At 63.3% G+C, this 13,149-nt stretch carries 13 protein-coding genes; 5 read left to right on the forward strand and 8 right to left on the reverse strand.

The genetic code is table 11. The features are described 5' to 3' along the window. Positions 1–51: 51 nt before the first annotated feature. The 4 genes from SO156_RS22275 to rpsT all read right to left on the reverse strand — a co-directional run bounded on the left by SO156_RS22275 (position 52) and on the right by rpsT (position 5,044). Complete coding sequence (locus tag SO156_RS22275; RefSeq protein ID WP_458148282.1) at positions 52–417, reverse strand: endonuclease domain-containing protein; 366 nt, start codon at positions 415–417, stop codon at positions 52–54. A gap of 258 nt (positions 418–675) precedes the next feature. Further along, positions 676–1,794 carry a DNA polymerase III subunit beta gene (gene dnaN, locus SO156_RS22280; protein WP_458148241.1) on the reverse strand — a complete coding sequence of 373 codons (1,119 nt, stop codon included), beginning with the start codon at positions 1,792–1,794 and terminating at the stop codon, positions 676–678. Between the two features lie 252 nt (positions 1,795–2,046). Next, positions 2,047–3,465 (reverse strand): chromosomal replication initiator protein DnaA, encoded by a 1,419-nt coding sequence (dnaA, locus tag SO156_RS22285; RefSeq protein ID WP_458148242.1) that lies wholly within the window; start codon positions 3,463–3,465, stop codon positions 2,047–2,049. Positions 3,466–4,777: 1,312 nt separating this feature from the next. Beyond that, on the reverse strand, positions 4,778–5,044 hold the full coding sequence (rpsT, locus tag SO156_RS22290) for a 30S ribosomal protein S20 (protein WP_458148243.1): 267 nt from the start codon (positions 5,042–5,044) through the stop codon (positions 4,778–4,780). A gap of 387 nt (positions 5,045–5,431) precedes the next feature. On the opposite strand from rpsT, the gene SO156_RS22295 reads away from it, so the two are divergent. The 5 genes from SO156_RS22295 to SO156_RS22315 all read left to right on the forward strand — a co-directional run bounded on the left by SO156_RS22295 (position 5,432) and on the right by SO156_RS22315 (position 8,941). Next, positions 5,432–5,749, forward strand: coding sequence for a hypothetical protein (locus SO156_RS22295; protein ID WP_458148244.1), 318 nt, complete (start codon positions 5,432–5,434; stop codon positions 5,747–5,749). Positions 5,750–5,882: 133 nt separating this feature from the next. Continuing rightward, positions 5,883–6,539: a peptide-methionine (S)-S-oxide reductase MsrA gene (gene msrA, locus SO156_RS22300; protein WP_458148245.1), complete on the forward strand. Its 657-nt coding sequence runs from the start codon at positions 5,883–5,885 to the stop codon at positions 6,537–6,539. 182 nt (positions 6,540–6,721) lie between these two features. Next, complete coding sequence (locus SO156_RS22305; protein ID WP_458148246.1) at positions 6,722–7,474, forward strand: polysaccharide biosynthesis/export family protein; 753 nt, start codon at positions 6,722–6,724, stop codon at positions 7,472–7,474. A gap of 305 nt (positions 7,475–7,779) precedes the next feature. Next, on the forward strand, positions 7,780–8,166 hold the full coding sequence (locus SO156_RS22310; protein WP_458148247.1) for a contact-dependent growth inhibition system immunity protein: 387 nt from the start codon (positions 7,780–7,782) through the stop codon (positions 8,164–8,166). Between the two features lie 109 nt (positions 8,167–8,275). Further along, positions 8,276–8,941 (forward strand): SGNH/GDSL hydrolase family protein, encoded by a 666-nt coding sequence (locus SO156_RS22315; RefSeq protein ID WP_458148283.1) that lies wholly within the window; start codon positions 8,276–8,278, stop codon positions 8,939–8,941. 39 nt (positions 8,942–8,980) lie between these two features. Here the strand turns inward: SO156_RS22315 and SO156_RS22320 are convergent, their stop codons facing one another. The 4 genes from SO156_RS22320 to SO156_RS22335 form a co-directional block, all read right to left on the reverse strand. Continuing rightward, complete coding sequence (locus SO156_RS22320) at positions 8,981–9,463, reverse strand: hypothetical protein (RefSeq protein WP_458148248.1); 483 nt, start codon at positions 9,461–9,463, stop codon at positions 8,981–8,983. Positions 9,464–9,564: 101 nt separating this feature from the next. Then, positions 9,565–10,455 carry an alpha/beta hydrolase gene (locus SO156_RS22325; protein WP_498536245.1) on the reverse strand — a complete coding sequence of 297 codons (891 nt, stop codon included), beginning with the start codon at positions 10,453–10,455 and terminating at the stop codon, positions 9,565–9,567. Positions 10,456–10,474: 19 nt separating this feature from the next. Further along, positions 10,475–11,575: an NAD(P)-dependent alcohol dehydrogenase gene (locus SO156_RS22330; RefSeq protein WP_498536246.1), complete on the reverse strand. Its 1,101-nt coding sequence runs from the start codon at positions 11,573–11,575 to the stop codon at positions 10,475–10,477. A gap of 94 nt (positions 11,576–11,669) precedes the next feature. Beyond that, entirely contained in the window at positions 11,670–13,145 is a 1,476-nt protein-coding gene (locus SO156_RS22335) for a benzaldehyde dehydrogenase (protein ID WP_498536247.1), read from the reverse strand. Positions 13,146–13,149 lie beyond the last annotated feature (4 nt).

Below are 13,149 nucleotides of genomic sequence, written 5' to 3' on the forward strand. Positions count from 1 at the left end.
TTGTGGGAGAGGGTGGTGCCTCACGAAGTGAGGCGACGGGTGAGGGGTATCTTACCGCGCACTGAGCTTTGCAAGGATGTCCTCCAATACGGCCGCAGGCTGTTGCAACACATCGTTGTTCCAGTAGCGGGCGGTTTGAAATCCTTCGGCTGAGAGCGCTGCTTCACGGGTTGCGTCGCCTTTCGATTCCGCGTGCTGACTGCCGTCAATCTCGATCACAAGCCGCTTCTCAAAACAGACGAAGTCGAGAATGTAATTCTCGACCGGGACTTGTCGGCGAAACTTGAAGGCAGAAAGCCGTCGATCCCTGAGCAAGCGCCACATTGCGGCTTCTGCATTGGTCGGTTCGTGCCGCATATTCTTCGCAAATTGGCGGAGATGTTTGGCGGTCGGCCGATGGTGCGGGTCCTGTGGCACGGCTTCCTCGCCTCGTGCACTGTTCGTGAAGTGTTGGCGGCGCTTCACCCTCTCCCCTTGCGGGAGAGGGTGCCGTCGCGAAGCGACGGCGGGTGAGGGGTTGCTTCCGCATCGAATGTGCGGAGAGAGGACCCCTCACCCCCGCGAGGTTGTCGCTGATGTCGGAGCTGCCCTCTCCCGCAAGGGGAGAGGGCACAGCAATGCGCATCGCTCCTAGGTCATGAGAGATTGCTTCGCATCGGCGCGGATCCACGCGCCTCACACCCGCATCGGCATCAGAACGTACAGTGCGCTCTTGTCGTCGCGGTCCTGGACGAGGGTCGGCGAGCCAGGGTCGGCGAGCTTGAGGGTTGCGACCTCGCCCTCGATCTGGGCGGCGATGTCGAGCAGATAGCGCGAGTTGAAGCCGATATCGAGCGCATCCGAGGCGTATTCGACTTCGAGCTCTTCGGTGGCGCTGCCGGAATCCGGATTGGTCACCGACAGCACCAGCTTGCCGGCGGAGAGCGATAGCTTCACCGCGCGGCCGCGCTCGCTGGAGATGGTGGAGACACGGTCGACCGCGGCCTCGAAGTCCTTCTTGTCGACGACCAGCTCCTTGTCGTTGTTCTGCGGGATGACTCGGCCGTAGTCGGGGAAGGTGCCGTCGATCAGCTTTGAGGTCAGCACCACATTGCCGATGGTGAAGCGGATCTTGGCCTGCGACAGCTCGATCGTGACTTCGGCCTCGCTGTCCTCGATCAGGCGCTGCACCTCGCCGACGGTCTTGCGCGGCACGATCACGCCGGGCATGCCGGCGGCGCCCGTGGGCTGCACCAGGTCGAGCTGGGCGAGGCGGTGGCCGTCGGTGGCGACGCCGCGCAAGGTCGCCGCTTTGGCAGAGCCTGCGGCATGCAGATAGATGCCGTTGAGATAATAGCGCGTCTCCTCGGTCGAGATCGCGAACTGGGTGCGGTCGATCAGCCGCTTCACGTCCTTGGCGGCAAGATTGAAGGAGTGCGACATGTCGCCGGCTGCAAGATCGGGAAAATCATTTTCCGGCAGCGTCTGGAGCGTGAAGCGCGAGCGGCCGGCGCGGATCGCCAGTACCGAGCGATCACCGTCGCCTTCCAGCACGATCTGCGAGCCGTCGGGCAGCTTGCGCACGATGTCGTAGAACATGTGCGCCGGCACGGTCGTGGAACCCGCGGTCGCGGTTTCCGCGGCGAGCGTCTCCGTCACCTCGAGATCGAGGTCGGTCGCCTTCAGCGACAATTTTGCGCCCTCTGCGCGCACCAGCACGTTGCCGAGAATCGGGATCGTGTTGCGCCGCTCGACCACGCGGTGGACGTGGCCCAGCGATTTCAGGAGTTGCGCGCGTTCGACCGTAACCTTCATTGCACTACCCGCCCGATCCCAGGATGGAAAAGCCGGGCGGCCGAAAACGGCGCCGCGGCACGGAAGAAACCCGACAGAGCCGGATCATCCAGCCGATATGATCAAAGCCGTCAGGGTCGCGCAAGGTGGCGCGTATAGCCATCCGATTCAAGGGATTGGGGTGCTGTTCCCCACGATTTACATCCCGATTTTGCCCCCGTCCCGGCGGCGAAGCCGGGACGATCAATGGCAGCTCGGAATGGCTCTAGGGGTTTATTCCTGAAGCTGCCGCTTCAAGGATTCGACCTCTTCGGACAGCGCCGTATCCTTGCTGACCAGTGCCTCGATTTTGCGCACCGCGTGCAGCACGGTGGTGTGGTCGCGTCCGCCGAAGCGGCGGCCGATCTCCGGCAGCGAGCGCAGGGTCAGCGTCTTGGCGAGGTACATCGCGACCTGCCGTGGCCGGACCACGTTGGCGGTACGGCGCGAGGACAGGAGGTCGGAGCGGCTGACATTATATTGCCGCGCCACCACGCGCTGGATGTCCTCGATCTTGATGCGCTTGGGCTCCTGCGGCCGGATCAGGTCGCGCACCTCGCGCTCGGCCATCTCCAGCGTCACCGGCTGGTTGTTCAGCTTCGAGTGAGCAAGCAGCCGGTTGATCGAACCCTCGAGGTCCCTGCCGTTATGGGTGATGCTGCGCGCCAGATAGTTCAGCACCTCCTCGGGCACGTCGAAGCTTGCATGATGGGCACGGGCGGCTGCGACGCGCGACTTGAGAATGCCAAGCCGCAAATCCTCCCCGAGCGATCCCATCTCGACCACGAGGCCGCCGGCAAGCCGCGAGCGGACGCGATCGTCCAGGCTCTCGAGATCCGACGGCGGGCGGTCGGCGGCGATCACGACCTGGCGGCCGGCATCGATCAGCGCATTCAGCGTGTGGCAGAACTCGGCCTGCGTCGACTTGCCCTGGAGGAACTGGAGGTCGTCGATGACGAGCACGTCGATGCCGCGCAGCGCTTCCTTGAAGGCGAGCGCAGTCTGCGTCTTCAGCGCGGCGACGAAGCCGTACATGAATTTTTCCGCGGTGAGATAGAGCACCTTGCGCTCGCTGCCGGAATTGCCGGCCCAGGTCACTGCCTGGAGCAGATGCGTCTTGCCGAGGCCAACGCCGGCATGGATGTAGAGCGGGTTGAACATCACGGGATCGCCGCGGCGTCCTTCCGCGACCTGGCGTGCCGCCGCATGCGCCAGCGTATTGGCGCGGCCGACGACGAAGCTTGCAAAGGTCAGGCGCGGATCGAGCGGCGAGCCGCCGAGCGCGTCATGGCTGGCGGAGACCGGCGCGATCGCGGTGGCGCGCAGCTCGGCCGAGGGACGGCCGTCCATGCGCTTGGCCTCGATCGGCGCTGGCGCTTCTTTGAGCGCAATGGTCGGGCGCACAGCGGTGCGCACGGTGAGGTCGATACGATGCACTTCCGGCATCTCGGCCTGCCAGCAGGAGAGCACGCGCTCGGCATAGTGGGCTTGAATCCAGCTTTTCAGGAAGCGCGTAGGGACCGACAGCCGCACGCTCTCGTCCTGCACCCCTTCGAGATCCATGCGCGCAAACCAGCTCGTGTAGACGTCCTCACCAACGCTCGAGCGCAGTCGCCCCTTCACGCGTGACCAGCGATCCTGTTCCGATGTCATCGTTTGTAACTTTTCTTTGGAGATAAGGTGTTGCGTTGCGAGTGCCGTTGCAGGTTTCCTGCCACGGCACGACCTCAAGCGAGGCCATCCTGAAGGCAAAGGTCATCCGTTCGGCGCGAACGCCGCGAGGCAGACCAGTGATGTCAAGAATGGAGGGTTCGCGAGGTCAGCGCGTACTCAGCGCGGAAGGACTCGCCGGAGGCTGGTCGGACGACGAATTCGAAACGGCATCGTTGGATGATGATGTGTGATTCAATACCGCGTTACGTTCGTTCGACATGGTGCCTCCCCGTCCTGCCGTGATTGCGCACGGCAAGGTCCTGCGTGTCGCCTATGAACTTCGTGCAGGAACTCCACATTCCCAACGCGAAGTCCGCCCGTCGTTCCTAACTCGTCCGGGTGGCGCTGCCTTTGCGCTTGTCGGGTCGCCCGTTGCCGTCTCTCCGTCGCGCCTGAACGCAAACGAGACACGAATGCCCCGCTTGGAGAAATTTGCACAAAGCACCACCGTTCCCATATTGCTATGGGTTTCAAACCGACAATCGCTTGGTAAAGCGTCGCCCACGTGCACACCGCCGCCGATTTGCACGCTCGCCCCGTTTCCAAAACCGCGCTGGTCTCAAGATCGTGGGCGCTGCGGACGGCTTTAAGAAATACACGATGCGGGGAGACTCGCAACGGAATTGATTCACAGTTGAGGAGCTTAAATCCTGATCTGCGTTAACGTGCGCGCAGAGTTGTTCACAGGGTCGAGAACCAAGTTTTTGAATCGCCGTGCAGAATCGAAGGCAATGCGCGTCATGTGACAATTCTCCGACGGCGCGCAAAAAAAATTTACAAAAGCGTCACGCGAGTGCCGTGCGAGCCAATTTTCCAAATGCTTCCCGTCACTATGTGGATAAGTGATTATCGAGACATCGTTTTTCGAGTCTCGTTTTGCAGGGTAACCCTGTCGTCGCACGGCTCCCCTGGAAACTACGGTGGGCAAAATAATGGCGAGGCAGGAAGCCGTTCTGCTGTGTCCACACAAGCTTTTCGCAACTGCGATGAAAGTTTCCAGTGTGACAGAATCGCCGGCAGGTAAAATTACGGGAGGTAAAATAGCGCCGAAGAATTTTTCCAGAAGCTTCGATCAAAGTGCCTTCATCTGCCAGCAAGCTCCTGTCACAGAGCTCGGATCAAGAGCTCCGATCGCGGAGCGCCGAGCCAGACGCGCCTGCTGAGGCGCATCGCTCGCCGCCGCGCGCAGCAACAAAACGAAAAAGCCCGGCGCGTGCCGGGCTTCATCCGCGTTATGCGATATGCGGTCAGATCACTTGCCGAGCTTGGCGATCTGATGCGTCAGCCGCGACACTTTGCGGCTCGCGTTGTTCTTGTGAATGATGTTGCGCTGCGCGGCACGCATCAAGGCGGGCTCGGCGTTCGCCAGCGCCTTCAGCGCAGCGGTGCGATCGCCGGACTTGATCGCCTCTTCGACGGTACGGACTGCGCCGCGCATCTGGGTGCGACGCGACTTGTTGACGGCGGTACGACGGGCAATCTTGCGCGTCGCCTTCTTGGCGGAAGTGGTGTTGGCCATAGTCTCAAAAATCCTCTGCGGTGACCGGTCGCTTCTTGCTCGGATTAGCGCCGGCTGCTTGAACCGCGAAATCGACGCTCGGTTTTAGGGTGTTCGATTGCTAAGGCTGTTCTTTAGAACCCGCGCGCCAGCCTTACGGCTATCGCCTTATACGGTGGCCTCACTCGGCTCAAAGAACAGCGGCGGCGGGATTGCGCCCGCCGCCAGTTGGCGCCCTTATAGAGGGGGTCTACGGCACCGTCAACGGCTTCGGGGGCCGGAAAGGCTCCCCTCCCAACGCGGGAACTTCCGTAACGTACTGACGAGGTTGAATTTCCGCTCTCGCCCCGGTATTGGCTTGCGGCGTTTCGCTTCGTCCCGGCCGGACGGGCCTATTTAGGGTGATGCATGATCCGCGGCTTTTTCCGACTGATCGGCCTGTTGCTGCTGGCTGGCGGCTTCATCTTCATGGTCTATGACGGCGCCCGCTGGGTGGCGGACCAGACCCTGCGGTTCACCCGGTTCGGCCAGTTCTGGAACGATATCCATCAGTCCAGCCAGCAGGCGTTCCGGACCTGGGTCGAGGCCAAGGCCCCCTGGCTCTGGACCTCGGTGATCCGGCTGATCCTGGACCAGCCGGTTTTCGCCGTGCTCGGCATTCTCGGCATCCTCCTGATGATCCTGTTCCGGCCGCGGAAGCCCCTGATCGGCTATTCGCGGGACTGACGACCCCGGAAAGGCGGCGACGTAACAGGGCTGCCTCTCCAGGCGTAATTGCCTATATTCAACTGGTATCGCGAGCACGCCGCCTCAGGCGCCCCTGCTTGGGCGACGGACAACTCGTTTCGGAGATCCGACCATGCTGTTCATGCGCAAGACCACTGCACTCCCGAGCGCAGCCGAGGCGCTGCCGGGCCGTGCGCAGCCTTTACCCACCGCCACCACCCATTTCGTCAACGGCCAGAAGCTCAAGCCGCCTTACCCCGCGGGTCTCGAGCAGGCCGTGTTCGGGCTCGGCTGCTTCTGGGGTGCCGAGCGCAAATTCTGGGAGCTTGGCGAGGGCGTCTACGTCACCGCGGTCGGTTATGCCGGCGGCCATACGCCCAATCCCACCTATGAAGAGGTCTGCTCGGGCCGCACCGGCCACACCGAGGTGGTGCTGGTCGTGTACGATCCGAAGAAGATCTCCTACGAGCGGCTCTTGAAGGCGTTCTGGGAGAACCACAACCCAACGCAGGGCATGCGTCAGGGCAATGACGTCGGCACGCAATATCGAAGCGCGATCTACACCTATGGCGATGCGCAGAAGAAGGCGGCCGACGAGTCCAGGGCGCTCTATCAGAAGGCACTCGCAGCCAAGGGACTCAGCGCCATCACCACCGAGATCGCGCCCGCCGGCGAGTTCTATTTCGCCGAGGACTACCACCAGCAATACCTCGCCAAGAATCCAGCCGGCTATTGCGGCTTGGGTGGCACCGGCGTCTCCTGCCCGATCGGCGTCGGTGTGAGCGCGTGATCCACACCGTCATTCCGGGGCGATGCGTAAGCATCGAACCCGGAATCTCGCGCCACAACTTCTGGATTCCGGGTTCGCGCTTTGCGCGCCCCGGAATGACAGCGTGACGCACGCCGGTAATCTGCCCTCAACGCTTTATTAACCATGACGGGTGCAAGACTGGAGCCATCTCGGTTCTAGGGATGGCTCCAGTGCGGGTTGCGCGCGCGTTTCGATTGTCGATCTTGGCAGCGTCCGCCGCGCTTGCCCTTGGCGGCTGCATGCAAACCGTCGGTCCCGTCGCCGTCGCGCAGCCGCGCAGCGATCTCGATTACATGGCCTACGGTCAACCCGCCGGGCCGCAGCCGGTCGCCGTCGTCGACAATTCCGGTGGCGGTGCCATCAGCGCGCTTCGCAATTCCTTTGCCGCAGCTCCCGCGCCCGAAGCGGCCGGCTATGCCGCGCCGATGCCTGCGCCGATGCGGGTGCGCTATGACGCATCCTATCATCTCGATGCCGGCGACAAGCTGCGCGTCGTGATCTACGGCCAGGAAGGTCTCACCAACACCTACGCGATCGATGCCGGCGGCGCGATCACCATGCCGCTGATCGGTGCGGTGCCGGCGCGCGGCCGCACCACGGCCGGGCTCGCCTCCGAAATCGCCGCGCGCCTGCGCAACGGCTACATCCGGGAACCGTCAGTGGCGGTTGAGATCGAATCCTATCGTCCCTTCTTCATCTTGGGCGAAGTGGCTGCGCCCGGCCAATATCCCTATGTGCCGAACATGACGGTCGAGAGCGCGGTCGCGATCGCCGGCGGCTTCTCGCCGCGCGCCAAGCGCGACGTGGTCACCGTGACCCGCAGCGATGCCGGTGGCGCGATGCGTGCCGTGGTGCCGCTCGGCACCGCCGTCGGCCCCGGCGACACCGTCTACGTCGGCGAGCGCTGGTTCTAAATCTCTCCTCATCGTCATTCCGGGGCGCGCGAGGCGCGAGCCCGGAATCCATCTTGCCGCCGACTCCAGGCGCGATGGATTCCGGCCTGCGCCTGTCGGCGCATCCCCATTGCGCAATGGGGATGACATGCTGAGAGAGCCGTGACGATCCGCGCTGAAGACGTCCGTTCATCAGAGTTGACTGGACGCCATAGCTGCGGGGACGAAGCAACGCGATTGACCCCACACGGAAAATCCTGTCACGCCTAAAAGACAAGAAGGACCTGACACAGTATTCTAAGGTCGCCGGAACTGTGGGGATGCCGATGTTTGATGAGCTCCGAACGCTCGAGCAAATTGATGGGCAGAATTGGGGGGACCCGGAGACGGCTCCGACAGGTATGGTGGCGAGGTGCTTGCGGTTGCGTCGAACGCCGTTGAAGGATTTCACCTCGGGCGATCTGCGTATGCTGGTCAGTCAGAAGATCGGGCTATCAATACTCGTTCCAAAAGCACTTCAGCTGGTTTCAAATGAGCCGCTGTTGGAAACGGAATTTTTCCCCGGTGACCTCCTAAGCGCCTTGTTGCGTGTTGACAAAGCATATTGGTCTGACAACTCAGTCGAATTGGAACGGCTCGCGTTGATTGCTCGGGCTGTCGTGCCCCGCGGCGGTAAGATTGCCGATGAGTGCCAAGCGTTCTTGTCAGCCTGATGCAACCGGGAAGTGCCGAATTGGGCTGCGGAGTGCGGGAGGCAGTGCTAGTTCTATTCGCCGCAATCTTCCGCAGCATCCGTTCCTAGTTCAACTGAGCGAGGTTCTCATGGGCAGGCGAATTCTGTGTTTTGGCGACTCTCTCACCTGGGGGTGGATTGCTGTTCGCGAGGGAGCGCCAACGACGAGATTTCCTTATCCAGAGCGGTGGACGGGGATCATGGCCTCCAAGCTTGGGTCGGATTACGAAATCGTGGAGGAAGGTCTGAGTGCGCGAACGACGGCGATCGATGATCCGGTTGATCCGCGCCTGAACGGATCCCTCTATCTGCCCTCCGCTCTGGCAAGTCACCTTCCGCTGGACCTCGTGATCATCATGCTCGGAACGAACGATGCGAAGAGTTACTATCATCGCACGGCCTATGAGATTGCGGTCGGCATGTCGAAGCTGGTCGGCCAGGTGCTCACTTCGACTGGTGGCGTTGGCACGGTTTACGGGGCCCCGCAGGTGCTCGTCGTGGCGCCGCCTCCACTTGCGCCCGTAGCCGATCCCTGGCTCCAGGGAATGTTTGAGGGTGGCCGCGAGAAGACGGCAGAGCTTGCGACACAGTTCAGGTCCCTGGCCAACTTCATGAAGGTCGAGTTCTTCGACGCCGGAAGCGTGATCTCGACCGGCGGTCTGGATGGAATCCATTTCTCCGGGCAAAACAATGCGGATCTCGGCAACGCTCTGGCTGACAAAGTTCTAGAGATCTTTTCACGCACAGCACAGTGAATGTCGGTAGTGAAGCTTGCGCCGGTCATGGCTCGCGCTTCACCGCCTGAAATCGAGTCGCCCGTTCGGAAAGCATCCGTCGATGCGCGCCGCGTCGACCACGAGTCCTACCCAGGGACGCGTGATGCCGGGGTCCGTCAAGTTGATGTATTTTCCGATCAGGCGATGTGCACCGTCGCGCGCGGAATCGATGAGCCCGTGCCTTCGGCCATCGTCCCAGTCGAAGCGCAGATAGATCCGATTCCCTGCGACCCGGAGCTCGGCCCGGCCCTGTTTCCACTTGCCCGGCGCATCGCCCGGAATGGTCGGATCGGCACCGCCGTTCCAGCGGCTCGCCCAGGCGCCGTCGAGAGGATCAGATGGTGCAGGGATCGAAGCCCATTGTGCCGCGTTGCTGTCGTCCGCCTCGCCCGCGAGCATCACGGTTGCGGCATAATCCGTGACCTCCCGATCGGCCGCGTCGGGTACGTCCATCGTGCCAAACGGATTGCGGATGATGCGGGCTGTGGCTTGCTGCGGCATGAGCAACCTCTCGGCTTGCGACAACGTGATGCTGCAAGCCTTATAGCCGCGGCCCGCGCCGCGCCCACCCGATTTCCGTCGAGGCGGGCGCGGCATGCTGCTCACGCCTTCAGTTGGGTTTTCGCGAAGGCGGCGGCTTCATGGATCGAGGCCATGCCCTCGTCGAGCATCGGCGCGAAGAGCTGCCAGGAATGGCACATGCCTTCCCAGACCTTCAGATCGGTCCTCACGCCGGCCTTGCGCAGCCTTTCAGCGATCCGGACGCTGTCGTCGCGCAGCAATTCCCAAGAGCCGACATGAATGAGGGTCGGCGGCAGTTTCGACAGGTCGCTGTCGAACGGCGTCACCAGCGGTGATTTCGGATCACCCTGTCCGACATAGACATTGGTGAACAGCGCCATCAGTTGCGGCGTGAGCAGCGGCGCATCCGCGATCGTGCGATAGGATTCGCTCTCGCCGGTGAAGTCGAGCGCGGGCGACATCAGCACCAGCGCGCCCGGTTGCGGCAGACCTGCCTCGCGTGCCCGCACCGCGATCGCCAGCGCAAGATTGCCGCCGGCGGAATCCCCGGTCAGGGCGATTGCCGACGGCGCATAGCCGCGATCCAGCGCCCATCCGTAGACGGCGGATGCGTCGTCATGCGCCGTCGGCGCAGGATGTTCCGGCGCCAGCCGATAATCGGCGGCGAGAACCGTCATGCCCGAGAGGCGCGCAAGATTTGCAGCCACGACCCGATGCGAGCGCGACGAGCCGAAGAAGAAGCCTCCGCCATGGAAGTAGATGATCAGGCGCTTTTCGTCTGCGCCGGCATAGCGGATCAGGTCGCCGCCAACAGGGCCCGCCGCGACGCGTTCGATCGCGATCCCGTCGGGAATGGGCGTTGGTGCATTGATGGCTTCGAACCAGGCGCGCATTTCGGCCGGGCCGGCATTCGCGGGCGGCGGGAATTGGGCGCTGATCTCGAGGATGGCCGAGAGTTGTTCGCTGGACATGGTTCCTCCTGAATGATGCCTAGCTCATCCGTACGATCGGCTTGATGACTTCGCCGGTTTCCGAGGCGTGGATCGCCTTGTTGATCTCGTCGAGCGCGTAAAACTTCACGAGCTTGTCGAACGGGAAGCGCCCCTGTCGATAAAGGTCGATCAGCATCGGGATGAACGTGTCCGGGTTCGACTCGCCTTCGACGATGCCGATGAGCCGGCGCCCGCCGCTCATGAAGTGGGTCTCGTTGAGAACGATTTCGGCGTCCGGCCCGGAGGCGCCCAGGATGCCGCATGCGCCGCGTGGGCCGAGGCTCTCGACGGCGCTGCGGATCACGGCTGGAAGGCCGGTCGTGTCGAGCGCGAAGTTCAGCCCGCTGCCAGTGATCCGCATGATCTCCTCGACCGGATTGACCTTGGTCGGATCGATCGTGTGGGTGGCGCCAAGCGCTGTGGCGACACTGAGCCGTGACGGCTTGGTGTCGACGGCGATGATGGTCGTCGCGCCGACCACAACCGCAGCCATCAGGGCGGACAGTCCCACCGAGCCGGCGCCGAATACGGCGAAGGATTTTCCGGGCGAGACCCGCAACGCGTTCAGGACAGCGCCTGCCCCGGTCTGAACGCCGCAGGCGAGCGGGCCGAGCAGATCGAGCGGCACATCGTTCGGGACCTTCACTACATTGGCCTCGTGGCACAGCGCGTGGCTCGCGAAAGACGACTGGCCGAAGAAGTTGCCGTTGATGCGCTCGCCGTCCCTGGAAAGGCCGCTGCTGCCGTCGACACGTGCGGCGAAGAAGTTGCGCGGGAAGAATTCATGGCAATAGGTGGTCGCGTGATCGCGGCAGCTCGGGCAGGCACCGCAGGAATTGAACGTCATCACGACATGATCGCCCGGCTTCACCTTGGTGATCGCGGCCCCGACGGCTTCGACGACGCCGGCGCCTTCGTGGCCGAGCACGACCGGTAGCGGCGTTGGCAGCATCCCGTCGCGCACGACGAGGTCGGTGTGGCAGACGCCGGTGGCGGCGACCTTCACGAGGATTTCATCGGCACGCGGGCTTTCGAGGTCGATGTTCTCGAGGCTGAGCGGCGCGCCCTTTTCGCGGACGATGGCGGCACGGATTTTCATTGTGGGGTCTCCGGTCACGAATTTCGGTTGCTGCGGTAGGAGTTGGACTCGTCATCTCGTCCGGCGCGTCGTGCGCCGGACGCCCTGATGAAGGTCAGAACGGGTAGGGCGTTGCTTGCGGCTTCTCGGAGATCCACATCCACTGTGTGAACTCTTCCCAGATCGCGGGGCCGGAGATGCGGCTGCCATTGCCGGAACGGCCGCGGCCGCCGAAGGGGGCGAACGGGCCGCCATTCACGGTCTGGTCGTTGATGTGGAGCTGGCCCACATTCAACCGCTCGCCGACGGCGCGTGCGCGCGCCACCGAACCTGAGATGACCCCCGCAGCCAATCCATATTCGGAGCAATTGGCGAGCGTGACCGCGTCGTTGTCGGTCTCGAAAGCGACGAGGCAAGCCACGGGCCCGAAGATCTCCTCCTCGAAGGCGAGCATGCCGGGCTTCACGTCGGCCAGCACGGTCGCCTGATAGTAGCGGCCGTCATGGCTGCCACCGGCGAGCAGCCGCGCGCCCTTGGCCACCGCATCGTCGACGATCGACTGGATCTTTGCGACCTGCGCGTCGCTGATGATCGGTCCGAGCGCGACGCGGCCCGATGACGGATCGCCGGCCGGCAGATGGCGCGCCTTTTCGGCAATCCGGTTCGCCAGGCCTTCGGCGATGCTCTTTTGCACCAGCACGAGGCCGGTCGACATGCAGATCTGGCCCTGGTGCAGGAATGCGCCCCAGGCGGCGTTGGAGGCCGCGACGTTGAGATCGGCATCGTCCAGCACGATCAGCGAATTCTTGCCGCCGAGCTCGAGCTGCACTTTCTTCAGATGCCGGCCGGCGACTTCGCCGACCTTGCTGCCGCCGGCGGCCGAGCCGGTGAACGAGATCATTGCGATGTTTTGATCGGCGCACATGGCTTCACCCGCGGCCGTGCCACCCGGCACGACCTGAAGCACGCTCTTCGGCAGGCCCGCTTCCTCGAAAATGCGCGCGATGATGATGCCGCCCGACACAGCCGTGCGTGGATCGGGCTTATGCACCACGGCATTGCCGACCGCGAGCGCGGCGGCGACGGCGCGGATCGACAGCACCAACGGGAAGTTGAACGGCGAGATCACGCCGACCACGCCATGCGGAACGCGCTTGGCGATGTTCGAGCGGCCCGCTTCCATCGACGGCAGCAGGAGTCCGTTGGGTTCGAGCGCGACAGCCGCTGCGTGACGTACGAAGCCTGCGCCATGTTCGATCTCGATTGCAGCCTTGGGCTGGATCGATCCGCTCTCGCGCATGATCCAGCCGATCAGCTCCTCGCCGTTCGCCTCGAGCAGATCGGCCGCCTTGTTCAGGATTGCAGCGCGCTGCTGCGGAAGCATCGAAGCCCAGGCGGGCTGGGCGTGGCGCGCCTCGCGCGCAGCCTTCGCAATGTCGGTCGCATCCCCGATGCCGACCGAGCCGAGCGTGGCGCGCGTTGCAGGATCGCTGATGTCCATCGTGCCGCCGCCGGTCGCGACCCATTCCCCCAAAAATGCCTTGCCGCGCCAGCGCTCGACGGCGATGAAATCGTGAGCCTGCATGTTCATCGAA

This window comes from Bradyrhizobium sp. UFLA05-125 (assembly GCF_059803515.1).

Coding starts and splice junctions, on each gene's coding strand:
- dnaN (WP_458148241.1), bottom strand. CDS start 1,794: ATGAAGGTTACGGTCGAACGCGCGCAACTCCTGAAATCGCTGGGCCAC.
- SO156_RS22335 (WP_498536247.1), bottom strand. CDS start 13,145: ATGAACATGCAGGCTCACGATTTCATCGCCGTCGAGCGCTGGCGCGGC.
- SO156_RS22305 (WP_458148246.1), top strand. CDS start 6,722: ATGGCTCCAGTGCGGGTTGCGCGCGCGTTTCGATTGTCGATCTTGGCA.
- SO156_RS22320 (WP_458148248.1), bottom strand. CDS start 9,463: ATGCCGCAGCAAGCCACAGCCCGCATCATCCGCAATCCGTTTGGCACG.
- SO156_RS22330 (WP_498536246.1), bottom strand. CDS start 11,575: ATGAAAATCCGTGCCGCCATCGTCCGCGAAAAGGGCGCGCCGCTCAGC.
- msrA (WP_458148245.1), top strand. CDS start 5,883: ATGCTGTTCATGCGCAAGACCACTGCACTCCCGAGCGCAGCCGAGGCG.
- SO156_RS22325 (WP_498536245.1), bottom strand. CDS start 10,455: ATGTCCAGCGAACAACTCTCGGCCATCCTCGAGATCAGCGCCCAATTC.
- SO156_RS22315 (WP_458148283.1), top strand. CDS start 8,276: ATGGGCAGGCGAATTCTGTGTTTTGGCGACTCTCTCACCTGGGGGTGG.
- SO156_RS22295 (WP_458148244.1), top strand. CDS start 5,432: ATGATCCGCGGCTTTTTCCGACTGATCGGCCTGTTGCTGCTGGCTGGC.
- rpsT (WP_458148243.1), bottom strand. CDS start 5,044: ATGGCCAACACCACTTCCGCCAAGAAGGCGACGCGCAAGATTGCCCGT.
- dnaA (WP_458148242.1), bottom strand. CDS start 3,465: ATGACATCGGAACAGGATCGCTGGTCACGCGTGAAGGGGCGACTGCGC.
- SO156_RS22310 (WP_458148247.1), top strand. CDS start 7,780: ATGTTTGATGAGCTCCGAACGCTCGAGCAAATTGATGGGCAGAATTGG.